28 protein-coding genes and 1 tRNA gene are annotated in these 24,594 nt (G+C 67.1%); 9 read left to right on the forward strand and 20 right to left on the reverse strand.

Features of this window, described 5'->3' with window-relative positions; all coding sequences use genetic code 11:
* Positions 1-508: 508 nt before the first annotated feature.
* Both JF52_RS0104330 and JF52_RS0104335 read right to left on the reverse strand, forming a co-directional pair.
* Positions 509-581 (reverse strand) — tRNA-Arg (locus tag JF52_RS0104330).
* Positions 582-656: 75 nt separating this feature from the next.
* Complete coding sequence (locus JF52_RS0104335; RefSeq protein WP_033105181.1) at positions 657-1,217, reverse strand: hypothetical protein; 561 nt, start codon at positions 1,215-1,217, stop codon at positions 657-659.
* A gap of 129 nt (positions 1,218-1,346) precedes the next feature.
* Between JF52_RS0104335 and JF52_RS0104340 the strand changes: the two genes are divergently transcribed.
* On the forward strand, positions 1,347-2,183 hold the full coding sequence (locus JF52_RS0104340) for an SDR family NAD(P)-dependent oxidoreductase (protein ID WP_033105182.1): 837 nt from the start codon (positions 1,347-1,349) through the stop codon (positions 2,181-2,183).
* A 9-nt stretch (positions 2,184-2,192) separates the two neighbouring features.
* Here JF52_RS0104340 and JF52_RS0104345 read toward each other — a convergent pair whose 3' ends face one another.
* The 5 genes from JF52_RS0104345 to JF52_RS17415 all read right to left on the reverse strand — a co-directional run bounded on the left by JF52_RS0104345 (position 2,193) and on the right by JF52_RS17415 (position 5,955).
* Positions 2,193-2,840, reverse strand: a complete 648-nt coding sequence (locus tag JF52_RS0104345) for a GntR family transcriptional regulator (RefSeq protein WP_033105183.1) — start codon at positions 2,838-2,840, stop codon at positions 2,193-2,195.
* A 162-nt stretch (positions 2,841-3,002) separates the two neighbouring features.
* The gene (locus JF52_RS0104350; protein WP_033105184.1) at positions 3,003-3,872 is read right to left on the reverse strand and encodes a sulfurtransferase; all 870 of its coding nucleotides are present in this window, start codon (positions 3,870-3,872) and stop codon (positions 3,003-3,005) included.
* A gap of 97 nt (positions 3,873-3,969) precedes the next feature.
* Positions 3,970-4,413, reverse strand: coding sequence for a Fe-S cluster assembly sulfur transfer protein SufU (sufU, locus tag JF52_RS0104355; protein WP_033105185.1), 444 nt, complete (start codon positions 4,411-4,413; stop codon positions 3,970-3,972).
* Positions 4,410-5,708, reverse strand: coding sequence for an aminotransferase class V-fold PLP-dependent enzyme (locus tag JF52_RS0104360; RefSeq protein WP_052166745.1), 1,299 nt, complete (start codon positions 5,706-5,708; stop codon positions 4,410-4,412). Before JF52_RS0104360 ends, sufU begins: the two co-directional genes overlap by 4 nt.
* 70 nt (positions 5,709-5,778) lie before the next feature.
* Positions 5,779-5,955, reverse strand: a complete 177-nt coding sequence (locus JF52_RS17415) for a hypothetical protein (RefSeq protein WP_160175023.1) — start codon at positions 5,953-5,955, stop codon at positions 5,779-5,781.
* Positions 5,956-6,032: 77 nt separating this feature from the next.
* Here JF52_RS17415 and JF52_RS0104365 point away from each other — a divergent pair, with 77 nt between their 5' ends.
* Positions 6,033-7,418 (forward strand): FAD-binding oxidoreductase, encoded by a 1,386-nt coding sequence (locus JF52_RS0104365; protein ID WP_033105186.1) that lies wholly within the window; start codon positions 6,033-6,035, stop codon positions 7,416-7,418.
* A gap of 62 nt (positions 7,419-7,480) precedes the next feature.
* On the opposite strand, the gene JF52_RS0104370 is transcribed toward JF52_RS0104365, so the two are convergent.
* Positions 7,481-7,792 carry a hypothetical protein gene (locus JF52_RS0104370; RefSeq protein ID WP_033105187.1) on the reverse strand — a complete coding sequence of 104 codons (312 nt, stop codon included), beginning with the start codon at positions 7,790-7,792 and terminating at the stop codon, positions 7,481-7,483.
* Complete coding sequence (locus JF52_RS0104375) at positions 7,789-8,667, reverse strand: SDR family oxidoreductase (RefSeq protein WP_033106298.1); 879 nt, start codon at positions 8,665-8,667, stop codon at positions 7,789-7,791. Before JF52_RS0104375 ends, JF52_RS0104370 begins: the two co-directional genes overlap by 4 nt.
* A gap of 173 nt (positions 8,668-8,840) precedes the next feature.
* Here JF52_RS0104375 and JF52_RS0104380 point away from each other — a divergent pair, with 173 nt between their 5' ends.
* Both JF52_RS0104380 and surE read left to right on the forward strand, forming a co-directional pair.
* Positions 8,841-9,842 (forward strand): 1-phosphofructokinase family hexose kinase, encoded by a 1,002-nt coding sequence (locus tag JF52_RS0104380; RefSeq protein ID WP_033105188.1) that lies wholly within the window; start codon positions 8,841-8,843, stop codon positions 9,840-9,842.
* Positions 9,839-10,657, forward strand: coding sequence for a 5'/3'-nucleotidase SurE (gene surE / locus JF52_RS0104385; protein ID WP_084595563.1), 819 nt, complete (start codon positions 9,839-9,841; stop codon positions 10,655-10,657). Before JF52_RS0104380 ends, surE begins: the two co-directional genes overlap by 4 nt.
* Here surE and JF52_RS0104390 read toward each other — a convergent pair.
* Positions 10,579-10,929, reverse strand: coding sequence for a DUF7882 family protein (locus tag JF52_RS0104390; RefSeq protein WP_033105189.1), 351 nt, complete (start codon positions 10,927-10,929; stop codon positions 10,579-10,581). The two genes, surE and JF52_RS0104390, sit on opposite strands and share 79 nt — an antisense overlap.
* A 186-nt stretch (positions 10,930-11,115) precedes the next feature.
* Between JF52_RS0104390 and JF52_RS0104395 the strand changes: the two genes are divergently transcribed.
* The 4 genes from JF52_RS0104395 (at position 11,116) to JF52_RS0104410 (ending at position 12,912) form a co-directional block, all read left to right on the forward strand.
* Positions 11,116-11,613: a hypothetical protein gene (locus tag JF52_RS0104395; protein ID WP_052166746.1), complete on the forward strand. Its 498-nt coding sequence runs from the start codon at positions 11,116-11,118 to the stop codon at positions 11,611-11,613.
* 80 nt (positions 11,614-11,693) lie between these two features.
* Complete coding sequence (locus tag JF52_RS0104400) at positions 11,694-12,107, forward strand: CBS domain-containing protein (RefSeq protein ID WP_033106301.1); 414 nt, start codon at positions 11,694-11,696, stop codon at positions 12,105-12,107.
* 16 nt (positions 12,108-12,123) lie between these two features.
* Positions 12,124-12,609, forward strand: coding sequence for a CinA family protein (locus tag JF52_RS0104405; protein ID WP_033105190.1), 486 nt, complete (start codon positions 12,124-12,126; stop codon positions 12,607-12,609).
* 30 nt (positions 12,610-12,639) lie between these two features.
* Positions 12,640-12,912: a DUF7218 family protein gene (locus JF52_RS0104410; protein ID WP_033105191.1), complete on the forward strand. Its 273-nt coding sequence runs from the start codon at positions 12,640-12,642 to the stop codon at positions 12,910-12,912.
* Here JF52_RS0104410 and JF52_RS0104415 read toward each other — a convergent pair.
* Together JF52_RS0104415 and JF52_RS16270 are read right to left on the reverse strand one after the other, a co-directional pair.
* Positions 12,887-14,185: an FAD-binding protein gene (locus JF52_RS0104415; RefSeq protein WP_033105192.1), complete on the reverse strand. Its 1,299-nt coding sequence runs from the start codon at positions 14,183-14,185 to the stop codon at positions 12,887-12,889. The two genes, JF52_RS0104410 and JF52_RS0104415, sit on opposite strands and share 26 nt — an antisense overlap.
* A gap of 52 nt (positions 14,186-14,237) precedes the next feature.
* The gene (locus JF52_RS16270; protein WP_235272360.1) at positions 14,238-15,650 is read right to left on the reverse strand and encodes an alanine/glycine:cation symporter family protein; all 1,413 of its coding nucleotides are present in this window, start codon (positions 15,648-15,650) and stop codon (positions 14,238-14,240) included.
* Between the two features lie 347 nt (positions 15,651-15,997).
* On the opposite strand from JF52_RS16270, the gene JF52_RS0104425 reads away from it, so the two are divergent.
* Positions 15,998-16,675 (forward strand): DUF6766 family protein, encoded by a 678-nt coding sequence (locus JF52_RS0104425; RefSeq protein WP_033106302.1) that lies wholly within the window; start codon positions 15,998-16,000, stop codon positions 16,673-16,675.
* Positions 16,676-16,684: 9 nt separating this feature from the next.
* Here JF52_RS0104425 and JF52_RS16765 read toward each other — a convergent pair whose 3' ends face one another.
* The 8 genes from JF52_RS16765 to JF52_RS0104460 all read right to left on the reverse strand — a co-directional run bounded on the left by JF52_RS16765 (position 16,685) and on the right by JF52_RS0104460 (position 24,590).
* Positions 16,685-16,822: a methionine/alanine import family NSS transporter small subunit gene (locus JF52_RS16765; protein ID WP_084595566.1), complete on the reverse strand. Its 138-nt coding sequence runs from the start codon at positions 16,820-16,822 to the stop codon at positions 16,685-16,687.
* On the reverse strand, positions 16,819-18,441 hold the full coding sequence (locus JF52_RS0104430; protein ID WP_033105193.1) for a sodium-dependent transporter: 1,623 nt from the start codon (positions 18,439-18,441) through the stop codon (positions 16,819-16,821). The genes JF52_RS16765 and JF52_RS0104430 overlap by 4 nt, the downstream gene beginning before the upstream one ends.
* A gap of 55 nt (positions 18,442-18,496) precedes the next feature.
* Positions 18,497-19,312: a DeoR/GlpR family DNA-binding transcription regulator gene (locus JF52_RS0104435; RefSeq protein WP_033105194.1), complete on the reverse strand. Its 816-nt coding sequence runs from the start codon at positions 19,310-19,312 to the stop codon at positions 18,497-18,499.
* Positions 19,313-19,322: 10 nt separating this feature from the next.
* Positions 19,323-20,090: a triose-phosphate isomerase family protein gene (locus tag JF52_RS0104440; RefSeq protein WP_033105195.1), complete on the reverse strand. Its 768-nt coding sequence runs from the start codon at positions 20,088-20,090 to the stop codon at positions 19,323-19,325.
* On the reverse strand, positions 20,083-20,556 hold the full coding sequence (locus JF52_RS0104445; protein WP_033105196.1) for a ribose-5-phosphate isomerase: 474 nt from the start codon (positions 20,554-20,556) through the stop codon (positions 20,083-20,085). The genes JF52_RS0104440 and JF52_RS0104445 overlap by 8 nt, the downstream gene beginning before the upstream one ends.
* Positions 20,557-20,558: 2 nt before the next feature.
* Positions 20,559-22,307, reverse strand: coding sequence for a dihydroxyacetone kinase family protein (locus JF52_RS0104450; RefSeq protein ID WP_033105197.1), 1,749 nt, complete (start codon positions 22,305-22,307; stop codon positions 20,559-20,561).
* A 128-nt stretch (positions 22,308-22,435) separates the two neighbouring features.
* Positions 22,436-23,425 (reverse strand): D-ribose ABC transporter substrate-binding protein, encoded by a 990-nt coding sequence (locus JF52_RS0104455; protein ID WP_234001463.1) that lies wholly within the window; start codon positions 23,423-23,425, stop codon positions 22,436-22,438.
* Positions 23,426-23,474: 49 nt separating this feature from the next.
* Positions 23,475-24,590: an ABC transporter permease gene (locus JF52_RS0104460; protein ID WP_033105198.1), complete on the reverse strand. Its 1,116-nt coding sequence runs from the start codon at positions 24,588-24,590 to the stop codon at positions 23,475-23,477.
* Positions 24,591-24,594: the final 4 nt, after the last annotated feature.

The following is a 24,594-nucleotide window of genomic DNA, read 5'->3' on the forward strand; positions in this document are numbered from 1 at the left end:
CGATGCCTCGGCAGGCGTGCCGACGCAGACCGCCGCAGCGTGTGGACGGCTTAAGGCAGGCTGGTGCCCCGAACTCGAACTCGCCTTCGCGAGCCGCCCGTGGGTGTCAATGGGGCCAACCCCGTTTGTTCACACCTCGCGACCGCTTGGATCAACCCCGGTCGGGCGATTTCGAGTTCGCGCCCTTACAGGGGCGCTTCGGATGAGCTCGACCGCCCTTGCGGTCGCCAGCCGGCTCGTCTGCCGTCAGGTCGTGGAGACGATCGTAGGACACAGAATCGCGCCGGACCCGGTGCACACATGCGTGCACACATGTGGTCGACGCCGAGCGCGATCTCACCACCAATGACTCGCGTGATTCCGCGGAATATCGCGCCACTCCATCGAATCTTTCTGACTCTCGATCAGACGGCGCGTCAGCGGAATCAGAACGAACCCGGTACCTCCCGGAAACACGAAAACCCGCGGAAATCCGCGGGTTTTCGTAGATTGCTGTCTCAACACAGTGTGCGCCCGAAGGGACTCGAACCCCTAACCTTCTGATCCGTAGTCAGATGCTCTATCCATTGAGCTACGGGCGCATATCTCGGCCCACATCTCTCGAAGTGGGCCTCAGCAAGAATACATGACGAAGCACCCCAACGCGAAACCGAGCGTCAGGCCTGCTGCTCGCGCTTGCGCCGCGCACGCTGCTCGGACGATAGAGCCTGCAGATCGACGAGGCGCAGCGCCTGCATCCGCGCTTCACGCATGACCTCGTAGTCGGGATCCTGATCCGGGCGCATGCCCTCGACATGGAGCCTGCGGTCGAGGTTGCCGCGCACATCCGCCCACGCCGCCTCGCGTGCGCCCTCGACGAGAGCGCCGAGCTGTTCGGGGTCTTCGGCGATGGCCCGCAGCTTCTCGGCGACGCCGGCCGACTGCTTGGCCCGGCGGCGGAGGTTGCGCACATCGCGGTCACGGTAATCGTGCGTGCTCGACGGATCGGAGTGCCGTCCCCGAGCGCGCTTGCGCCACGTGGTCACCCGTTCGGCCGCCTGCTCGGACTCATCGGCCATCGCCAGCAGCGCCTCGCGTGCGGCTGCGAGGTAGCGCTCGGCGTCGAACACGCCGCCCTGGGCGATCGTGCCGACAAGGATGCGGTTCTTCACCGTCAGGCGCGCAGCAGCCGTCCCGATGGCGACGCCTTCGGCCACAGCATCCGCAGTTCGTCCCACCACAACCTCCTCTGGAGATCGTACCGTCACCGACTGACGCCAGAGGGGGCCAGAATAGAACGCGACAGGTTCTCCCCACCTGCGATGAAGCGAACGGCACGAACCCGAAACGTGTCAGGAGGAGGATGCATGAGCCGGCTGACCCTTGCCGGGAACACCACCGTGATCACCGGCGCCGCCAGCGGCATGGGTGCACAGCTCGCCGTTCAGCTCGCGGCGGCCGGAGTGCACCTCGCGCTGCTCGATCACAACGCGCAGGCGCTGGCGTCCGTCGCATCGGATCTGCCAGGCACGGTGACGACGCACGTCGTCGACCTGCGCGACGACGACGCCGTCGCCGCGACCGCCGCCGGGGTGACCGCCGCACACCCGAGGATCAACGCGCTGATCACATGCGCCGGATCGTCGATGCTCGGCAGCCTCGAGCAGCTCACGATGGAGGAGATGCGCTGGCTGGTCGACGTCAACCTCTGGGGAACCGTCTCGATCACGAAGGCGCTGCTGCCGGCACTGCGATCCCGTCCGGCTGCGCACATCATGCATCTCGCCAGCGTCTACGCCCTCGCAGCGCCCGCAGGACGAATCCCCTACTCGATGAGCAAGTTCGCGGTCAGAGGGTTCTCCGAAGCACTGCGTCACGAACTCGAGGGCAGCACGGTCACCGTGGGCGCGGTCTATCCTGCAGGCGTGCGCACGGGCATAATCCTGCACGGCCGATACGCCGCGGCGATCGATCCGGCAGTCGCCGCACGTGCCGCATCCGCGCAGGCAGCGATGTACCACACCGAACCGACGGATGCCGCGGCGCGCATCATCCGTGCAGTCGAACGGCGCAGCATCCGCACGATGGTCGGACGAGAGGCCCGGCTGATCGACGTGCTGACACGTCTGATGCCCGCCAGGTACTGGCGTGTGATGCGCGGTTCGCTGCGAGAGGCGACCGATACGACCACGCCGGTGGGCTGACGCCCGGCCTCACGCCCGGGCGACTCCGAATCGCTCGAGTGCGGTGAGCGCACCGAGCTCGAGGTGGCGGGTCACGAGTTCGCGCACGAGCTCGACATCACGAGCCCGGATCGCCTCATACAGCGCGCGATGCTCCACGGCCTCGGCCATCAGATCCTCGTGCCTCCCGAACAACCACCTCAACCTGGTGACGAAGACCGCCCCGAGTTCCATGAACATCTCGTTGCCTGCCAGCACCGTCATGTACTCGTGGAATCTGCCCGCCAGCGCCATGGCTTCATCGACCTCGCCGGCGATCGCGGCACGCTCTTCGCGCTCAAGCAGTTCGCGCAGCGTCTGCAGACCCTCGGCGTCGTGACGCTGCGCCGCATACACGAACAGCAGCGTCTCGACCGTGGCCCGCACCTCGGCGAGATCCTCGATGTCCTTTCGGGTGAAGCTGCGCACGACCGCCCAACTGCGCGGCCGGGGAGTGACGACGCCCTCGCCGACGAGAGCGCGGATCGCCTCGCGCACCGGTAGACGCGAGACGTTCAGCTCCGCCGCGATATCCCGCTCCACCAACCGCGAGCCCGGCAATCGGCGCCCCAGCATGATGTCGTCGCGCAGCACCCGTGCCACGCGCGCAGATTCGAGCTCTCCGTTTTCCGCCCCCATTCGCGCATTCTCTCACTCTTCTGAGAACGGCGTGAGATTTGGTATCCCAATCTGCGAGCTCGGATGGGGTTGAACGCTTGACGACCTTCGAGGTGGGTCATGTCAGTGGGAACCTGTCCTCTCCGGCGCTATTCCCTCATGACGGCAGATGTCGTTCGCACATCACACCTTCGTGAGCCTGCCATCGGGAAGGATCCCGACGGCGACCGGCTGCCCCCGGGTGTTCGACCACTGACTCCACGATCCCGGGTACACGAGCGCGCGGATGCCCGACTGCTCGAGTGCGAGCACCGTGTGCATCGACGCCACTCCTGAACCGCAGTAGACGGCGACCTCGGTGCCGGCATCCACTCCTGCGGTTGCGAAGATGCGGCGCAGAGCATCAGGATGCTGGAGTCGGCCGTCGCCGGTGACCGTCGCCATCGCCGGCAGGTTCACGGCGCCGGGGATGTGCCCGCCGACCGGATCGGTCGCGGTCTGCGCTCCGCTGTACTGCTCTGGCGTGCGCGCGTCGAGCAGCACACCGCGATCGCGGAACGCCTCGACCTGGTCGAGCAGGATCACTCCGGCAGCGTCGCCTGCGAAAGTGATCCTGCCGGGCTCGGGGAGCACATCGCCGCGCTCGAGCGGCATTCCCTCGCCCGCCCAGGCGCGGATGCCACCGTCGAGCACTCTCACGTCCACGCCGAACCGGCGCAGCAGCCACCACAGTCGTGCCGCGGGCACGCTCCGGTTGTCGTCATACGCGACGACGGTGTCGCCGTCGTCGAGGCCCCACCCGCGTGCGGCGCGCTGCAGATCGTCGGTTTCCGGGAGCGGATGCCGCCCCTCCGCCGGCTCGCCGCGGCGAGCGAGTTCATGCTCCAGGTCGACGTAGACGGCTCCAGGCAGATGCGCCGCCAGATACTCCGGCCTCCCCTCAGGGCGATCGAGTCTCCAGCGCACGTCGAGCAGCCGCACGGCCGGGCCGGTGCCGTGCTCTTCGGCGCGCTGCAGATGGATCAGCTGCGCCACGCTGACGAGGTGGCTCATGTCCCCAGCATCCGCACCGGGGCGCCGCAGGTCACGCGATGACGACACGCTCGTTCATGAAGCGACACACGACGTCACATGTGCGCGTCGCCGGGGATCAGCGCAGTTTGCGGATGGCGTCCTCTGCGGCGACCCAGCCGAGCATGGCGCACTTCACTCGGGCGACGTAGCGTGAGACGCTGCCGAGGGCCGCCGCATCGCCGAGCAGCTCCTCATCGGGCTCGATCCTGCCCCGCGAGCGCATGGCCTCGCGGAACGCATCGATGCGGGTCATGACCTCCGGCACGGTCATGCCCTCGACCAGTTCGGCGAACAGCGACGCCGACGCCTGCGAGATGGCGCAGCCGTGCCCTTCCCACGCGATCGCCTCGATCGTGCCGTCGGGAGCCGCATGCACCTGCAGCGTGATCTCATCGCCGCAGGTCGGGTTCAGCTGATGCGACTGGGCCTCCACCTCGTCGCGCAGCCCGAAACCGTGCGGGGTGCGCGAGTGATCGAGGATCAGCTCCTGGTACAGATTCTGCAGATCGCTGGAGGTCATGAGCGCACCCCGAAGAACTCGATCGTCGCTGCGACGCCCTCGAGGAACGCATCGACCTCATCCTCTGTCGAGTAGAGATAGGTGCTGGCCCGCGTCGACGAGGTGACTCCGAGTCGTCGATGCAGCGGCTGCGCGCAGTGGTGTCCGACCCGCACCGCGATGCCCTGGTCGTCGAGGAACTGCCCGACGTCATGCGAGTGGATGCCGGGGATGTCGAAGCTCGCAAGTCCCACGCGCGGCAGATCGATGCCCGCACCGAGCACGCGCACGCCCTCGATCGCGGAGAGGCCCTCGACGAGGCGGCGGCCGAGCGCGGCCTCGTGCTCGGCGATCCTGGTCATGCCGACCGCGGAGAGGTAATCGACCGCGGCGGCGAGCGCGACGGCCTGCGACACCCGCTGGGTGCCGGCCTCGAAGCGCTGCGGCGGAGGCAGGTACTCGGCCCCGGTGGTGGTGACGGTCGTGATCATCGATCCGCCGGTGAGGAACGGCGGCATGACCTCGAGCAGTTCACGACGTCCGTAGAGCGCACCCACGCCCGTCGGGCCGAGCATCTTGTGACCCGAGAACACCGCGAAGTCGACGTCGAGCGCCTTCACATCGAGCGGCAGGTGCGGTGCGGACTGGCAGGCATCGAGCAGCACGAGCGCCCCGACCTCGTGTGCTGCGGCGATCAGCTGCTCGACGGGGTTGATGACGCCGAGCACGTTGGAGACGTGCGTGACGGCGACGATTCTGGTGCGGGGCCCGATCAGCGCTGCGGCTTCGTCGAGACGCAGTGCGCCGTCGTCGTCGAGCGGGATCACCCGCAGTGTCGCGCCGGTGCGGGCTGCGAGTTCCTGCCACGGGATGAGGTTCGCGTGGTGCTCCATCTCGGTCGTGACGATCTCGTCGCCCTCGCCGAGCCGGAACCTCTCGGCAGCCGATCCGCCGCGGCCCACTGATGCGTTCGAGAACGCGTACGCGACGAGGTTGATCGCCTCGGTGGCGTTCGACGTCCAGACGATCTCGTCGTCGTCGGCGCCGACGAAGCGTGCGACGGAGGCGCGGGCGTCTTCGAACACCTCGGTCGCCTCGGCTGCGAGGGTGTGCGCGCCGCGGTGGACTGCAGAGTTGAGGGTCGTGAGGAACTCGCGTTCGGCATCCAGCACCGCCACAGGACGCTGCGAGGTCGCACCGGAATCGAGGTAGACGAGCGGATGCCCGTTCACCTGCGTCTGCAGGATCGGAAAGTCCTCGCGGAGGCGGTGGATCTCAGCATCCGCCAGCGAGGTGACATCGAGGGAAGCGCTCATGCTTCAAGTTTCTCACCCGCACGCGCGCCGAGGGCGCCCAAGACGTCCAGGTCAGGCGGGTGGGGCAGGGTCAGGCGGGAGAGTCGTCCGGGTTCAGCGCCTTCAGCGCGTCTTCTTCGACCGCATTGTCGGCGTCGAGCTCCTGCTCGGTGGTCTCGTCGCCACCCAGAGGTGCGCCCCCTTCTTCGTGCGCGGCGGGGTGCTCCGGGTGTCGTTCTTCGGCGGGGTCGGGTCGGTGATCGTCCATACCCGGAACGCTACGCGCGTCGGGGCGGGTGCGCCATCCGCGGCTGTTGTTAGTGTGTGTCGAGAGGGAAGGAACCCATGCACAGCACTGGCGCTCTGCTCATCGATCGGCTCATCGCCGAGCTGCCGACCGACACGGTGATCACCGATCCGGCTTCCATGGACGCCTACCGATGGGATCGGGCGAACGATCCGAATGCCGGCACTCCACTGGCCGTGGTGCGGGCGACGTGCACCGAGGACGTGCAGGCCACGGTGCGGCTCGCCGCCGCGACCGGCACCGCCGTCATCCCACGCGGAGCGGGCTCAGGGCTCTCGGGCGGGAGCACGGCGATGGATGGAGCGATCGTGCTCTCACTGGATCGCATGAGAGAGATCCGCATCGAGCCCGCCACCCGCATGGCCGTCGTGCAGCCGGGGGCGTTCAACGCCGAGGTCAAGGCCGCGGCAGCCGCACAGGGGCTCTGGTATCCGCCGGATCCGTCGTCCTTCGAGTTCTGCTCCATCGGCGGCAACGTCGCCACGAACGCGGGCGGATTGTGCTGCGTGAAGTACGGAGTGACGACCGACTACGTGCTCGGGATGACCGTCGTGCTCGCCGACGGGCGCGCCGTGAACCTGGGCGGGCCTCGCGTCAAGGATGTCGCAGGGCTTTCGCTCACGAAGCTCTTCGTGGGCAGCGAGGGCACCCTCGGCGTCATCACCGAGGTCATCCTGCGCCTGGTGCCGCCGCAGAAGCCCCCGACGACACTGGTCGCCTCCTTCCCGACGCTCACCGGGGCGACGGATGCGGTGCTCGCCATCACCCGCGCCACTCGTCCGTCGATGCTGGAGTTCATGGATCGGCCGACGATCCGGGCCGTCGAGGCCGCGACGCGGATGGGCCTGGACACCGACGCCGCCGCGATGCTGGTGATCCAGTCGGACGACGATCCGGCAGTGGCCGCGGCCGAGATCGCGATCATCGAACAGATCTGCATCGACAACGGCACAAGCGAGTGCTACCTCACCGCGGACGCCGACGAGGGCGAGGCGTTCGTGCAGGCGCGGCGCATGGCGATCCCCGCCGTCGAGAAGCAGGGAAGCATCCTGCTGGAGGACGTAGGCGTGCCCATCCCCCGCCTCGGCGATCTCGTGCTCGGCATCGCGGCGATCTCCGCGGAGCACGACATCACGATCGCGGTGCTGGCCCACGCGGGCGACGGCAACACGCATCCGCTACTGGTGTTCGATCCGGCCGATGACGCACAGCGTCAGCGTGCGCACGTCGCGTACGGCGAGGTCATGGATCTTGCGATCGCGCTCGGCGGGACGATCACCGGAGAGCACGGCGTCGGCCGGCTCAAGCAGCCGTGGCTGGAGGATTACCTCGGCCCGGACGTGCTCGAACTCAACGAGCGGATCAAGCACGCCCTCGACCCGCAGGGCATCCTGAACCCCGGGGCCGTGTTCGCGCGTCGTTGACGGGAACGCACTTCACTGATCGGGATCACGCCCGACCTCGGGATCACGCCGAGCCGCCTCGGTCAGGCGGGCGGGAAATGCGGGATCTCGTTCGGCCGCGTCGATCGAGCCGGCGCCGTGCCCTGTGCGACGGCGGCATCGAGGTCGGACAGGAGCTCATCGATGCTCCGGTACCGCGACCGGTTCGGGCAGGGGCTCCGCAACCAGAGGACCTCGAGCGTGCCGGTGTCGTTGCGGTCGACGTAAGCGACGAGGCGTCCCGCATCCGTCTGCTTTCTGGAGCCGTCGCTGATGCGCCAGGCGCCGTGTCCGAGCGGGATGATCTCCCAGGTCGTCGTCTCGGGCCTCGGAGGCTCCGGGGCTGTCATCGTCATAGTGGTTTCCCTCCAGTCACCGGCAGAACCGCTCCGGATACGTACGATGCCTCGCCCGAAGCGAGGTATACATAGGCGCCGGCGAGCTCCGCCGGCTGTCCGGCCCTGCCGAGCGGTGTGTCAGCGCCGAACTTGCGGATCTTTTCCTCGTCCCATCCGGTCCCCGGTATCAGTGGCGTCCAGATCGGGCCGGGTGCCACCGCGTTGACCCGCACGCCACGGGGGCCGGCCTCTTCGGCGAGCGCTCTGACGAACGCGACCTGAGCGGCCTTGGTCATGGCGTAGTCGATGAGTCCGGAGGAGGGTTCGAACGACTGGATGGATGCGGTGACGATGATGCTGGAGCCCGGCTGCAGGTTGGGGAATGCCGCACGTGCCGAGAACAGCATCCCGGCCAGGTTCGTGTCGAACACACGGCGCATCGCCTCGGTGTCCAGGTGCGCGAAACCGGGCACATCGTGCTGATAGCCCGCATTCAGGACGAGGATGTCGAGATCGCCGAGCGCCCGCCTGGCCTCCAGCACGCACTCGGTGGCGAACTCCTCGTCGCGCACGTCGCCGGCGAGGCCGAGCCCGGTTCGTCCGGCCTCACGCACCAGGCGCAGGGTCTCGTCAGCATCCTTCTGCTCCTCCGGCATGTGGACGATGGCGACGTCGGCGCCTTCACGTGCGAACGCGATGGCGACCGCACGTCCGATCCCGGAGTCTCCTCCGGTGATCAGCGCGCGCCGTCCGTCCAGGCGCCCGTGTCCTTCGTAACTGTCCTCGCCGTGATCCGGCGTCGGTCGCATCTGCTCGGTCTGTCCCGGTTGCTCCTGCTGCTGTGCGGGGAAGCCATCGTCGGGGTGGGCGTAGCGGGGATCCTCGGTGTGCATCAGCACTCCTCTCTGGGGAAGGTGAGTGTGATCCGAGCTTCCTTCGCTCACGAGATCACGCCTAGGGGGTTGACACTTCGACGGGCTAGTGAGATCGCGTGCGGATGTCAACGGGGAGGCATCGCACCGATCTCATTGAGAGGATGCGTGAACTGTGAACGAAGGGAGCCATCATGAGCGACGTGACGATACTCGCCCCGTCTCCGACCCTGACGGTGACCGTCGAAGACCACCCCCAGGGCTCCGAGATCCACGTGCACGCGGGCGGGCAGGGCGTGTGGCAGGCCCGGATGCTGCGCAGACTCGACGTCTCGGTGACGATGTGCTGCGTCCTGATCGGAGAGGTCGGTCGGACCCTGAAGCACCTGCTCGAGGACGAGGGGTTCACTGTCGTCGCCGTCGAGCGCGAGGGTCGCGGGTCCGCGTATCTGCACGACCGCCGTCAGGGCCAGCGACTCGTGATCGCCGAGGAGGAAGGCGATGCGATCGACCGCCATGCACGAGACGATCTCTACGGTGCGATGCTGCACAGCAGCGCCGACTCGAAGGCGGTCCTCCTCAGCGGGCCGGCCGGCGACGCCACAGTGCCGTCCGACCTCTACCGTCGGCTGACGATCGATCTGCGCAGCGACGGGCGCCTGGTCATCGCGGATCTCGCCGGTGAGCGTCTGGAGGCCGTCGTGGAAGGGGGCGTCGATGTGCTCAAGGTCAGCCATGAGGAACTGCGCCGCGACGGTCTCGTGCGCGAGACGACGGTACCCGAGATCACCCACGCGATGCATGAGCTTCGCAGGCAGGGCGCCGGCGCGGTGGTCGTGACGCGGTCATCAGAGCCGTTGCTGGTCCTGGACGATCACGGCCTGATCGAGGTGTCCCTTCCGCCGTTCGAGGAGAACGAGACGCGCGGGGCCGGCGATTCCCTCACCGCAGGCGTCGTGGCCGCACTCACCCGCGGCGAGCGACTGCGAGATGCCGTCACGCTCGGCGCGGCCGCCGGTGCGCTGAACGTCACGCGCCACGGGCTCGGCACCGGCGACGCCGATGCGATCGCACAGCTGCGCGAGCGCGTGCAGGTACGAGAGCGTCCGCAGGGTGATGCGGATGAAGCGCCGCACGGACGAGTCAGCCCCGACGGGCTGGCCGCGCTGGCGGAGACCGAGACGGAGGAATCATGACGCACCGGGCGCTGATCACCAACGATGACGGTATCGACGCACCGGGCCTGGTGGCACTGGCGGATGCTGCGATCCAGGCCGGGATCGAGGTCACGATCGCCGCGCCCGCTGCGCAGTCGAGCGGGTCGAGCGCGTCGATCATGGCGAGCGAGTCCGATGGGCGCATAGCCGTGGACCGCCGCACGCTGGATGCACTGCCGGATGTGCATGCTTTCGCCGTGCATGGCGGCCCTGGGCTGATTGCGATGATCGCGGCACGCGGTGCGTTCGGACCCGCCCCTGACCTCGTGCTCTCCGGTGTGAATCACGGAGCCAACGTCGGACGGGCGATCCTGCATTCCGGTACCGTGGGCGCCGCCCTCACCGGAGCGCTGAACGGGGCCTGGGCGATGGCCGTGTCACTCGACGTCGGAATGAATCCGCAGGCGTTCCACTGGAACACCGCCGCCCGCGCGGCCATGACGTTGCTTCCCACGCTGACAGCGCAGCCGCGAGGCACAGCACTCAATGTGAACGCGCCCAACCGCACCGACCCCCGCGGCATCCGCCAGTGCACGCTGGCGCCGTTCGGCATCGTGCAGACGACCGTGGCGGAGAGCGACGAGAGTTACGTGCGCCTCGCCGTCGAGGAGCTGCCGAACATCCCCACCGATGACAGCGACGCCGCGTGCCTCGCCCAGGGGTGGATCACGATGACGAGCGTCGATTCGGTCACCGAACGCCCCATCGACGAGGATCAGCTGATCGGCGGGACCGTCGACATCTCCGCTGTTCCCGCTGCGGCGCCCGCGTCTGCAGGCTCGGGAACGAGGTAGAGGCCGGCCGGCGAGTTCGCCGTGAACGCCAGCGCATCGACCCATGCACGATTCACGGAGGGCTGCCGCCCGCCGTAGTACTTGTAGACGATCGCGCTGCCCGGATGCACCCACACCGTCGTGCGGCCGCCTCCGACGCTGGCATCTTCGCGCCAGCTGAATGCGAACGGCTCACCTCGCCGCAGCTTCGCGCTGATCACGAGCTGCATGTGCAGCAGGGCGCGGTCTTCGATCTCGACCTTGACGCCGCCCTCGTAGATGAACTTGCCCATGGTCCCCCGCTTCCGTGCCGCTCCGTGTTCGTGCGCGCGTACATGCTCTCGCACCTGTCAGTAGCCTAAGCCGTCATCGCCGTGACGTTGCGCGATAGCCCCGCGCACGCCAGGGGTCAAGCCCCTCCCCTGCGGTTCCGGTGCCGCATAGCCTTGCGGTTCCAGTGAGTTCGAAGGGAGCCGGACATGACCGATCAGACCGCGCCGGGGTACAAGCCCACCACGACCCACGCGGGATGGGGCGCGGGCGACCCGCGGCTGCTCATCTCGCGCGAGGACGATCGCTCGGTGCATCACATCACGACCGACACTGTGCGCGTCGGCAGCGCAGAGGGCAATGAGCTCCGTCTCGCCGACACGGATCCAGTGCACGCGACGATCGCCCATGACGAGCGGGACGAGTACGTGCTCACACTGCACGGTGCCGGCGAGATGAACGCGAATCCGCTGTCCGCCGAGACCGACGGCGGCGACCGCTCGGAGGTCCTGCGCACCGGTGCACGCTTCACCGCCGGGCCGTGGACCCTGGTGTTCAGCAGGGAGGAGTTCGCCGATCACGGCCGTCCGTTCGGAGGGCGCGAGGGCGGCGAGTTGGACGATCAGCCGCCGCAACCCGCACGACCGGATTACTCGCTGTCCGACGGCGACGGCCCCGAGGGCGGACTCGAGGTGAAGGACGGCTGACGCTGTCAACCCCCTCTGCGCCCGCCGTGCCGCGCCCCTATCGTGACGCGAAGAAGACGAAGGAGGAGAGAGGAATGACGATGACGATGACGCGGGACATCATGACCCCCGCACCGCGGTGCATCGGCGAGAACGACTCACTGAGCATCGCCGCATCCCTGATGTCCGAACTCGACGTGGGAGCGCTGCCGATCTGCGGCGAGGACAGGAAACTGAAGGGCATGCTCACCGACCGCGACATCGTGGTCAGGGCCGTCGCCGAGGGGCTCGATCCAGAGAGCACGCCGGCACGCGCACTCGCACTGGGCAAGCCGGTGACAGTCGATGCCGCGGACGACATCCACATCGCGCTGGAGAAGATGCGGGAGCATCAGATCCGCCGGCTTCCCGTGATCGAGGATCGCCTCCTGGTGGGAATCATCAGCCAAGCCGATGTGGCACGGGCGCTGGCGCCCGAGACGACCGGCAAGACCGTCGAGAGCATCTCACGCTAGAACTTGGAGGCCTGCCGTGCAGCTCAGCGACGAGATCGACCGGCTCAGTCGGGTGGCTATCGCTGACGCGCTTCGCGTCGCGGTGGTCGAGTCGCTCACGGCCGGTGGCCTCGCGCACGCGATCGGTGCCGGCGACGACGCCAGCAGCTGGTTCGCCGGCGGCATCGTCGCGTACATGACCGACGTCAAACAGCACCTTCTCAATGTGTCGGCCGGAGTCGATCCGTGCTCCGCCGAGTGCGCCGAACAGCTCGCAGTCGGCGGTCTCGAGCTGTTCGGCGGAGACGTCTGCGTCGCGACGACAGGCGTCGGCGGACCCGACCCCGAAGACGGTCATCCGCCGGGCACGGTGTATCTGGGCTGGGCGATGCATGATCAGCGCGGCCACGAGCACCTCCAGTTCGAGGGTGATCCGGATGCCGTGCTTTCGGCGACCGTCGAGGCCGGCGTCCGTCTGCTGCGTGAGCGCACAGAGGACTTCAGTGACCACCATCCCACCTGATGCACGATTTCAACCACGAAGGAGCAGAACATGCCACGCGGCGCGAATTCACGTTTGAAGGACCCGGAGCTCTACGAGGAACTCCGCGACGACGGCGCCTCCAAGGAGAAGGCCGCCCGCATATCGAACGCCACCGGTGGGACCAGACGCGGACGCTCGGAGGTCGGCCGACGAGGAGGCAAGGCAGGCGACTACGAGGATTGGACGGTCGACGACCTGCGCGGGCGCGCCAAGGAGCTGGGCCTCACCGGCTACTCGAAGAAGCGCAAGTCCGAGCTCATCGAGGCGCTTCGGAACCACTGATCGCCAGTACGCGATCCAGGTGTGCGTTGCGGAACTTCCCCGTCGGGTCGACGCGCGCGGCGAGCGCAGCGAAGTCACCGAGTCGACGGAAGCCCGCCGCCTGATCGAATCCGGTCGTGTACACCTTTCCCCAGTGCGCGCGCGGAGTGAAGGGCCGAAGCGCCGCCTCGATGTCCGGCAGGACGGCTGCGACCTCGGCGGGACGCCGGCGCCAGGTGAAGTGGATGGCGACCCGTGCGCCTCCCTCGCCCCCGCTGAGCCAGAGGTCGTCCCCCGCGAACGTGCGGAACTCGCTCACGTGCAGCAGCGGGTCGATCCGTGCGCCGAGCGGCCGGATGGCGCGCAGCGCATCGACGGCCACCGCTCGCGGCACGAAGAACTCGGACTGGATCTCGTCTCCACCGGCGCTGGGGTCGCGGTCGAATCGGAAATGCGCGAGCCGCGTCGACCAGGCACCGCGAGTACCCAGCAGCGTCATGTTGTCATCGGGCGCGTCGCCGGTGATGATGGCGTGCACCTCCGCGGCGACTCTTTCTCCGCCGAACGCCCGCGGCGCAGCATCCACTGATCCGTCCTGATCTGCGGGAGCGCGATGCTTGAGCCACAGCGTCGACAGTGTCGGCTCCGCCCATTTCCCGAGCACGCTGACGCTGTACGCCGACGCCATGATCTCGTCGAACTCCGCAAGGAAGGTGTCCCAGCCCACCCCCGTGTACACCTGCTGCGTCACGTCGTACGTCGGTTCGATCGCCAGCCGCAACCTGGTGATGACCCCGAGAGCGCCGAGCGCGACGACGCTGCCGGCGAAATCCGAGTCTCCCGCGTGCACCCAACTCAGCTCGCCGTCTGCGCCGATGCGCTCGATGCCCCGCACGGCTGTCGACAGCACGCCGTTGCCGTCGCCGGAACCGTGAGTGGCCGTCGCGGTCGCGCCCGCCACTGAGATGTGCGGCAGCGAGCCGAGGTTGTGCAGGCCCCAGCCGTGCTCGTGCAGGAACGCGGCGACCGCCCCGTACGGTGCCGCTCCTGGCACCGTGACCGTGTGGGCCGTCTCGTCCAGTTCGAACGACGACGAGACATCTCGCATCGAGATGAGCTGCGGGGCGTCGGCGATGTCGTTGAAGGAGTGGCCTGTGCCGAGCGCTCTGATCCGAGGAGCATCCGCGACGAGTTGCTGCGCCTCGGCGACGTCTCTCGGGCGCAGGACAGCCGTCGGAGTGAAGACGACGTTGCCCGCCCAGTTGCTGATCGCGTCGCCGCCTGTGAGTGTCATCCGTCCATCATGCCGTGACGGATGCGCGCAGATCGCCGGATGACGTCGCGCGTCACCTCCGCGACTCGCGTTTCACGACCTGCAGCGGACCGGTGACGCTGAGCTCGTCGATCCAGCTCTGGATGCCGGTGACCTCGGGCAGTCTGTCTCGGGTGAACACCGGATCCCTGCCCTCTCGCCGTTGCTGGGTGTAGTCGCGCAGCAGCTTGAATGCGACACCGGAGAGCAGTCCGATGGCGATCAGGTTGACCAGCGCCATGAGGCCCATGATGCCGTCGGCGGTGTTCCAGATGAGGTCGGCGGAGGCGACCGAACCGAACAGGATCACCAGGACGACGAGCGTGCGATAGCTCTGCAGCACCGTGCGGTTCGTCGTGATGAACTCGATGTTCGACTCGCCGTAGTAGTAGTTGCCGAGAATCGAACTGAACGCCAGCAGGAAGATGATGATGCTCAGAAGCACGTTCGACCATTCACCGAGGTTCGAGACGATCGCGTTCTGCGTCAAACCGATCCCCTGTGCCGCGTTCGCGAGATCCGGTGTGGAGACGAGGATGATGAACGCGGTGATGGAGCAGACCAGGAACGTGTCGAAGTAGACGCCCAGGGTCTGGACGAGTCCCTGCTTGACCGGGTGCGTGACGGCGGCGCTGGCGCCGGCGTTCGGGGCGGAACCGAGGCCTGCTTCGTTCGAGAACATGCCGCGCTTCACGCCGTTCATGATGATGACGCCGATCGTCGCTCCGACGACCTCGTTGAATCCGAAGGCCTCCGTGTAGATGGATGCGAAAACACCGGGGAGCGCCTCGATGTTCATGCCCACGATGACAAGGCCGAGCAGGAGGTAGCCGAGCGCCATCGCCGGAACGACGGCCTGCGTCACGCTCGCGATGCGGCGAAGTCCGCCGAACACCACCATGGCCGTCAGAATCGCCAGTGCGACGCCGACCACCCACGGTATCCATCCCACCTCGCCGCCGAAGCTCGAGGAGATCGTCGCGCTGATCGTGTTGGCCTGCAGCGAGCTGAACGCGAACGGGAAGCAGATGATGAGGATCACGGCGAAGACGATGCCCATCCAGCGAGCCTTGAGGCCGTGCTGCATGTAGTAGGCGGGGCCGCCGCGGAAGCCGTCCTTGTCGCGCACCTTGTACAGCTGTCCGAGGGTCGACTCGATGAAGCTCGATGCTCCGCCGACGAAGGCCATCGCCCACATCCAGAAGATCGCACCGGGGCCGCCGATGGCTATCGCCGTGCCGACGCCTGCGATGTTGCCGACGCCGACCCTGGATGCTGCGGAGATCGTGAAGGCCTGGAACGCCGAAACCGACTGCGGCTCACCGTTCTCGTCACGTGGAGTCCTGTCGGTGAGCGTGCGGAACATCTCGGGGATGAGCCGGAACTGCACCACACCGGATCGGATCGTGAAGTAGAGGCCCAGAAGGACGAGGACGGGAAGGACGATCCAGGTCTAGAGCAGATTGCCGCCGGACAACACGAATTCATTGATGGCATCCATGCGCGTCAGTATGTCGGACAGCGGCCACGGGGTCTATAGCGCGTAGCGAATGCGGGCCGTTCGATCGGTTGAAGCCTCCTCGCTGCAGATGCCGACCCAGAGGGCTGTTGTCAAGGGTGCATCCCTGCGCCCACCAGTGCGACAGGATCGTCTCCGAGACCGAGAGGAGCCGACATGTCAGGTGACGGTGAGACAAGAAGCGCGATGCGCGCCGCATTCTGGTCGTGGACGGTGATCATCGTGGTGGGGCTCGCGATCATGATCATCCTGCCGCTGACGGGCCGGTGATCGTCGTGCGTCATTTCCTCCGGACCAGCAGTCTCAGCGTGGCGTTTCTGATCATCTTCGTGCTCGCGCTGCTCGGCCAGTCCTTCGCCGGTCACGCGTACAACAACGAAGAACTCATGCAGCATGGGCAGGCGCCGGTGACGTACATCGAGTTCGTCACCTCGTCGGACTTCCTCGTCGATGTGGCGGAGAACTGGCAGTCCGAGTTCCTCCAGTTCTTCCTCTTCATCTTCGCGACGATCTGGCTGATCCAGCGCGGATCGCCCGAGTCGAAGAAGTACGGCGACGAAGGCGTCGGCAGCGATGAGGAACAGCACGTCGGGACCTACGCGCGAGCGGACTCGCCGCGCTGGGCGAAGGCGCAAGGCGTGCGACTGTGGATCTACTCGAACTCACTCCTGCTCATGATGGGTTCGGTCTTCCTGCTCTCCTGGCTTGCGCAGTCACTCGCGGGACACATCGTGGTGAACGAGCAGAACGTGCAGCACGGGCTGCCTCCTGAGACGTGGGGCGACTACCTGGTTTCACCGGAGTTCTGGAACCGCACGCTGCAGAACTGGCAATCGGAGTTCCTCGCGGTCGGGGCGATGGTCGCCTTCTCGATCTATCTGCGCCAGCGAGGATCCAGCGAGTCGAAGCCGGTCGGTATGCCGCACCACACGAGCAGCGTGGCTTCGGAGTGAGACAAGTCCTCAGAGTTCGACGCGCAGGACCTCCGGTTCGGACTCGGCGACCTCGGGATGGCGTGCGAGGTTCACAATCGCGGCGATCAGGCCGCCCCAGACCGTGACCATCGCGATGATCATCATGATGATGGCTGTGGTGGTCATGCACCCGCTCCCTTCTCGTGCGTCTCCGCGATCCGGATCGTATCCGTCTCCGGGTCGGGATCGTAGTGCTCGTCGACGAGGAACTCGTCGTAGTCCGGGTCATCCTTGGCGTGCGAGCGTCCGCTCCACGGCATGAGCGAAAGCAGCACCCCGATCACGACGAGGGCGATCACCATGCCCCATCCGAAGACGCCGAGGAACCAGGCGGGGTACCCGCCGTAGGGCTCGGAGATCTTCGTGATGAGCTCGCTGATCAGCAGGTAGCCGAGCACGACGGGGGCGAGCACGCCGACCAGCAGCATCCAGATCCGTCCCACGGGGAAGCTCGAGCGCCGGTTCAGGTGGTCCTTCAGCACGGGCAGCTTGTGGAACACCCAGGCGACGACGATCACCGCGACGAGGGCGACCGCCATGATGCCGAAGGCATTGACGAAGGCATCGGCCGTGTCGAGCACCGTCAGTGCCGTGGTCGTGGAGAACAGCGCCATCGAGATCACCGCGAGAGGGATCGACACCGTGAGAGTGGTGCGCACGCGGCTCCAGCCGAGCTTGTCCTGGAGGGCTGCGACGATCACCTCGAGGATGGAGATGAGCGAGGTGATGCCCGCGAACACGAGCGCTCCGAAGAACAGGACGCCGATGATCGAGCCGCCGGTCGCCTGCGAGACGATGGTCGGGAAGGCCACGAACGCGAGTCCGATCCCCGACGACGCCACGCCGGAGACGTCTGTTCCCTGCGCCTGCGCCATGAAGCCCAGCGCGGCGAAGACGCCGATGCCGGCGAGGATCTCGAAACCCGAATTGGCGAATGCGACGACGAGTCCTGAGCCGGTCAGGTCGGTCTTGCGCTTGAGATACGACGAGTAGGTCACCATGATCCCGAACGCGACCGAGAGCGAGAAGAAGATGTGGCCGTATGCGGATGCCCACACACCAGGGTCGGCCAGTGCCTCCCAGTTCGGGGTGAAGAAGGCGTTGAGGCCCTCCATGGCACCCGGCAGGAACAGCGACTGCACGACGAGGATCGCGAACATGACCGTGAGCAGCGGCATGAGGATCATGTTCGCCCGGCCGATGCCGCGCTTGACTCCGAGAGCCATGATCACGATCACGACGAGCCAGACGACGACCAGCGGGATGCCGACCTGCGGCACGAAGTCCGTCGAGACGCCGCCTTCAGCGACGTCGGCGGACTGCAGGAAGTCGGTGAAGAAGAAGTCGTTCTCGTTCCCCGGCCCCCACGTGAGCTGGGCGGAGAACCAGGTGTACATTGCCGCCCAGGCGATGATGACCGCGTAGTACACGGCGATCACCACGCAGATGAGAACCTGCCACCAGCCGAGCGGCTCGGCCGCGCGATGGATCCGGCGGAAGGCGAGCGGAGCGGAGCCGCGGAACCGGTGCCCGATCGCGTAATCGAAGAACAGCAGCGGGATGCCTGCGGTCAGCAGCGCGCACAGGTATGGGATGAGGAACGCGCCACCGCCGCCCTCGTACGCGACGTAGGGGAAGCGCCAGATGTTCCCCAGGCCGACGGCTGAGCCGATCGCCGAGAGGATGAACACATTGCGTGAGCCGAACGCCTCACGTCTGCGGGTCTGCGTCGTTGCGGTGGCCATGCCCGAGACGTTACCTCAGACCGGATGACCGCGTCGCGAAGCGCGCCAGATCCGCTCAGCGGGCGGCGGCCGGGCGGCGTGCGATGTGCACGTTGACGCCGGCGTCCCGCATCCGGTCGATGTGCCGACGATCGGTGGCTGCGTCGACGACGACCACGTCGAAGTCGGCCAGCGGCAGCATCGCGTGCAGCGCTCGCTTGTCGAACTTCGTCCTGTCCGCCAGCAGCACGCGCTTGCTCGCCGATTCGAACATCGCCCGCTTCACGTCGACGGTCTCCAGCGTCTGGTGGAAGCAGATGTCGTCCACGATGGCCGAGGTCGACATCACGAAGAGATCGGCACGCAGCTCGGCGATCTCCCGCACGGTGATGCGCCCCATGAAGGCGCTGCACCAGTTGTAGAACTCTCCGCCGAGGCCGATCATCTCGATGCCGCGCATACCGCGCAGGTCGTTCATGATCGTCAGCGTGTTGGTGATGACCGTCAGAGGCGTCTTCGTGTGCAGGTGCGGAAGCAGGTGCATCGTCGAGGTCGAGTCGTCGAGGATGATCGCCTGCCCCGGCTCGACGAACTCCATGGCGGCGAGCGCCATGGCCTCCTTCTCGGCCTGTTGTCGCCCCACCCGGTACACATCGCTGGATTCGACCAGCGCCGTGGAACTGGCGGTCGCCACTCCCCTGCTCTTACGCAGCAGCCCTCGGTCCTCCAACTCGTCGAGATCGCGGTGGACGGTCATGACGCTGATGCCGAACCGCTCTGCGATCTGCTCGATACGCAGGGATCCCGCGGCCATCACGGCCTCGCTGATCGCCAGCTGACGAGATTGCTGCCGGTCCGTCCGCGACGGCACTGCTGGGGAACTGCTGCTCATCTTCTCCCTCTCAACGTGCCCTGGCGGCCTCGTCGATGATGCTCGCGAATGCCTGCGGCTCGTGGGCGAATCGACCGAGGAACAATCCGTCGACACCTGAGGAGAGCGTACTCAGCAGTCCGGGCTTCGCGCTGCCGCCGTAGATCACCGCTGCGGCACCGAGGCCCCGCTGTGCGAGATGAGCGCGCAGCCGTGCGACGACCTCTGTCACGTGGTCGGGCGAGGCCGGCTCGGCCTGTCCGATCGCCCATTCCGGCTCGTATGCGACGACGAGATCGCTGAGGTCTCCGCTGTCGGCGATCGCCGATTCGATCTGAGCGATGCAGGTCTCGGCCGCGAGGTCCGCGTCCTGCCGTGTCTCCTCGCCGACGCACAGCACCGGGGTGAGCCCGTTGCGCACAGCGGCCGTGAGCTTGCGCCGGATGATCGCGTCGTCCTCACCGAAGACGTGTCGCCGTTCCGCGTGCCCGACCTCGACATACCGGCATCCCAGCCGCGCGAGGTCGGCACCGCTGACCGCCCCCGTATAGGCGCCGCGATCGGCCCAGAACAGGTCCTGGGCGCCCACGGCGATCGGCGAGCCCGCGACGGCCGCGATCACGCGATCCAGGGCGGGAAGCGAGGGCAGGATGAACAGGCGCACCTCCCCCGCGATGACAGCGGGGTGCGCACGAGCGATCACAGCGAGAGATTCGGCCCACGCGACGCTGGTATCGATGTCGAGATAGAGCTTGAGGCTCGCGCCGAGCAGAACAGGCCGTCCGTCGTCGTCAGCCACAGGTCCCCGTGGCCTCGTAGCCCTCGATGACGGCGACCTTCTGCGCCGATGCGGAGGACTCGTCGAACTCGTATCCGAGCCATTCGCGCGCCAATCGGCGTGCCAGTTCCAGGCCCACGACTCGCTGTCCGAATGTCAGCACCTGAGCGTTGTTACTGAGCACACTGCGCTCGACGCTATAGCTGTCATGCGCCGTGACAGCACGGATCCCCGGCACCTTGTTCGCCGCGATCGCGACGCCCAGACCGGTGCCGCACACGAGCAGGGCCCGGTCTGCTTCTCCCGCGCGGACCTTCTCCGCCGCCGCGATCGCGACGACCGGGTACGCCGTGCCCCCGCTCGCGTCGACGCCGACATCGATGACCTCGGCGACCCGCGGGTCGTTCAACAGGTCCTTCTTGAGTGCTTCCTTGTACTCGAACCCCGCGTCGTCGGATCCGACGACGATTCGCCATTCACGTGTCATGTTCAGTCCTTCTCTGTACTGCTGTCATCTGCGAGCACCAGGCCCGCAACGGTCATCGCCCGCGCGAGCGAGATCGCGCCGGGGTCGGGAGTGCCGAGGCTCTTCTCCATGTGAGGTCGTGCGCGCCCCAATCGGGGAAGAAGAGCGGATGTCGCCTCTGCCGCGCTCGTGGCGTCGGCGGCTGCAGCCACCCAGGCCTGCGCCAACGGCGTGCCGGCCGCGACGCGCGCGGTCAGCCCCTCCGCAAAGGGCACGAGCGCATCGACCATGGTCTTGTCGCCGACAGAGGCCTTACCGTATCCCTGGATCGCCGCGCGTGCGGCGTCCACCGCCTCGGCGACGTCGCCCGCCTCAGGCCGGATCTCGTCCCCGAGGCGCTCTCCGGCGGCTCGCAGCGCCGCACCCCAGAGTGCGCCGGACGTGCCGCCGGCCTTGTCTGCCCACGCGTCTCCTGCACGGCAGAGCACTGTTCCCGCTCCCGCACCGGCGTCGACCGCCGCGCGTGCGGCGGCGGCTCCGGCGCGCGCGCCACGCTGCATGCCGATGCCGTGATCACCGTCGCCGGCGATCGCATCCAGTCGGCCGAGTTCGTCGACATCGCGATCGATCATGTCGCGGATGGCGTCGATGATCGCGAGGGTGACCGCGCCGATCTCGACGGAGTCCGGCGATGCAGCAGGGATGACCTCGGCATCGACGGCCGTGTCCTGGACGGCATCTGCCACGGCATCCGCGGCGGATGTCTCGACGGCGCCCTTGCGGTACGCCGGAGTGTAAGCAGGCGAAGCCCAGGCCCGGGCGAGCTCATCGTCCAGCCAGAACAGTGTCAGTGAAACCCCCGCCATCTCGAAACTCGTCGCGTATTCGCCGACCTCCGGCTCGACGATCGTGACTCCGGCCTCCGCCAGGAGCTCGATCACCGTGGCGTAGATCACGAACAGCTCTTCGGATTTGACCGCGCCGAGCCCGTTCAGGATGACAGCGGCGTGCGCACCGTCGACGGCGACACCGTCGGGCACCTCGCCGAGGAGCCCTCCGACGAGGACGGCGGCGAGCTCTCGAGCCGTTGGCAGCGGCACGACCGAGATGCCCGGTTCGCCGTGGATGCCCATTCCGACGGCCATGTGTCCCGCGGGAACGGTGAAGAGCGGCTCCGACGCACCGGGGAGCGTGCACCCGGAGAACGCGACGCCGATCGACCGGGTCCGGTCGTTGGCACGGGCTGCGATCTCGGCGACATCGTCGAGCGATATGCCCTGCTCTGCGGCCCATGAGGCGGCACGGAACACGGCGAGGTCGCCGGCGATGCCACGCCGCTTTGACTTCTCCGCGGATGCGGCGCTGTAGATGTCGTCGGTCACCCGCACTGTGCGGCACGGGATGCCCTCATCGCGCAGCCGCTTCTCGGCCTGATCGAAGTTGAGCACGTCGCCGGCGTAGTTGCCGTAGCTGAGGAGCACGCCCGCATCCGTCGCGACGGACTTGGCAACGGAGTAGATCTGCTGCGCACTGGGCGAGGCGAAGACGTTGCCCATCGCTGCACCGTGGGCGAGACCGGCACCGACGAGCCCCGCGAACGCCGGATAGTGCCCCGACCCGCCTCCGATGACGATCGCGACCTGTCCGGACGGCGTGGCCTGTGCGCGCGCGACACCACCGGAGACCCGCCGCACCAGGGTGCCGTGCGCGGCGACGAAGCCGATCACGGACTCGTCCGCGAAATCAGCGGGGTCGTTCAGAACGTAACTCATGTTGCCTCTCGTCAGTCTCTTCTTGAGATCGCGCCCTCTTTGAGATCGGGCCGTCTTTGAGATCGGGCGAAGTATCGGGGCGGGGCGGATGCCGTTCAGCATCCGCCCCGCATTCACCGCCGTGCGGCTTACTCGGTGTAGGTGAAGGGCTCGGTCATCTTGTCGGCGTTGTCCTTCGTGATGAGGATGCAGTCGAACGACTGCTTCTCGGTCTCCGGTGCGGTGCCGGTGCGGATGTACTCGTCGGCGAGCTCGACGGCCTTCTTCGAGAACACCGCGACGGGCTGGAGGACGGTGTACGCCATCTCCCCCGCGATGACGGCGGAGACAGCATCCGGCGCGCCGTCGAAGCCGCCCACGACGACGCCCTCGAGCTTGCCGGCCTTCTTGAGGGCTGCGATGGCACCGAGAGCCATCTCATCGTTGCCCGCCATCACACCGGTAAGCGACGGGTTCGACTGCAGCAGCGACTGCATCTTGTCGTGCCCCTTGGTGCGGTCCCAATCGGCGACCTCTTCGCCGACCTCGACCAGGCCGGGGTACTGACTGATCACGGTCTGGAAGCCGTTGGAGCGGGTCTGAGCATTGTTGTCGGAAGGAGCGCCGAACAGCTCGACGTAGTCACCGGCTTCACCCATCTGAGACACCCACTCCTGGGCGCCGAGAGCGGCTCCCTGAGCGTTGTTCGAGACGAGCTGCGCCTTGGCGATTCCGACCTCGTTGATCTCGGCGTTCACGAGGAACACAGGGATCCCCGCAGCCTCGGCCTTCTTGACCGCAGCGACCGAACCGTCGGCGTTCGCAGGGTCGAGGATGATCGCGACGGACTTGTTCGAGATCGCCGTGTCGATGAGGGTGTTCTCGGTGTTCGTGTCGCCCTTGTGCGCGCCCACGCTGGACTTGTAGCCGAGTTCTTCCGCCGTTGCGGCGGCGACGTCGCCCTCTGTCTTCCAGTACGGGTTCGCGGGGTCGTTCACGATGATGGTGATGAGACCGCCGGCATCTCCGCCTTCGGCATCCGTCGGAGGAGCGTCCGTGCTGCCTCCGGCGCATCCGGCGAGCGAGATGATCAGCGCGCCTGTGGCGATGATCGAGGCGATTGCCTTCTTGCGCATCATTTGATGCGTCCTTTCTCTTGGTGGGTGTTGCAGGTCGTGTGAATGCGAATCAGTTCTTCGCGGCCGGCTCCGGGACCGGCGGGGTCGGCTCCGCGACCGGCGGGGTCGCCTTCGCGGGCGGCGTCGCCGCAGCGGGGCGACGACGGCGGCCGTACTGCAGGCTGTTCAGCAGCACTGCGACGACGATCACGGCGCCGATGAAGATCATCTGCCAGTACGCGGAGACGCCCACGATGACGAGGCCGTCGGACAGGAATCCGATCACGAAAGCGCCGAGCAGCGTGCCGCGCACATTGCCCCGGCCGCCCATCAGCGATGCGCCACCGATCACGACCGCAGCGATCGCCGTCAGCTCGTAGGTGTTGCCGGCCGTGGGGCTGGCGCTGGTGAGCGTCGAGGCGAGGATGAGACCCGCGACCGCCGCGCAGATGCCGGAGATGACGTAGACCCAGATCTTCACGCCGCGCACCGGCACACCCGAGAGCTCGGCCGCACGCTCGTTGCCTCCGGATGCGTACAGCCAGCGACCGAAGCGCGTGCGCCCGAGGACGAAGCCGAGCACGATCGCGATCAGGATCATGATGATGACGCCGATCGGGATGTTCAGCACCCGGTTGAAGCCGAGCCAGTTGAAGCCGGTGTTACCCAGCGCCTCGTCACCCGAGAGGTCGTTGATCGTGAGGCCGTTGGTCATGAGGAGCGCGAGACCGCGCACGACGTAGAGCATGCCCAAGGTCGCGACGAACGGCGCGACCTTGAACTTGGACACCAGGATGCCGTTGACGAGTCCCACTGCGGCGCCGACGGCACAGGAGATGACCACGACCACGGGGATGCTCGGGTAGAGGATCACGCCGAAGATGTTGATCGGCACGCCCTGCATGAGGAAGCCGGCGATCACCGCGGAGAAGCCCAGCGTCGAGCCGACCGAGAGATCGATGCCGCCGTTGAGCACGACCAGCAGCATCCCGAGTCCGAGGATGGCGTAGATCGCGACGTGCGACGCCATGATCAGGACGTTGTCGAAGGTGAGGTAGTTCGGTGACATCAGTGAGAACACCACGATGATCAGGATCAGGGCGAGGAAGGCCCTGCCTTCGATGAGCACTCGTGTGAGCGAGAACTTCTTCTTGTTCTCGAGGATGGCGGTCGTTGTCGTCGTCATTGTC

The sequence above is a fragment of the Microbacterium profundi genome, from assembly GCF_000763375.1.
Taxonomy (GTDB): domain Bacteria; phylum Actinomycetota; class Actinomycetes; order Actinomycetales; family Microbacteriaceae; genus Microbacterium; species Microbacterium profundi.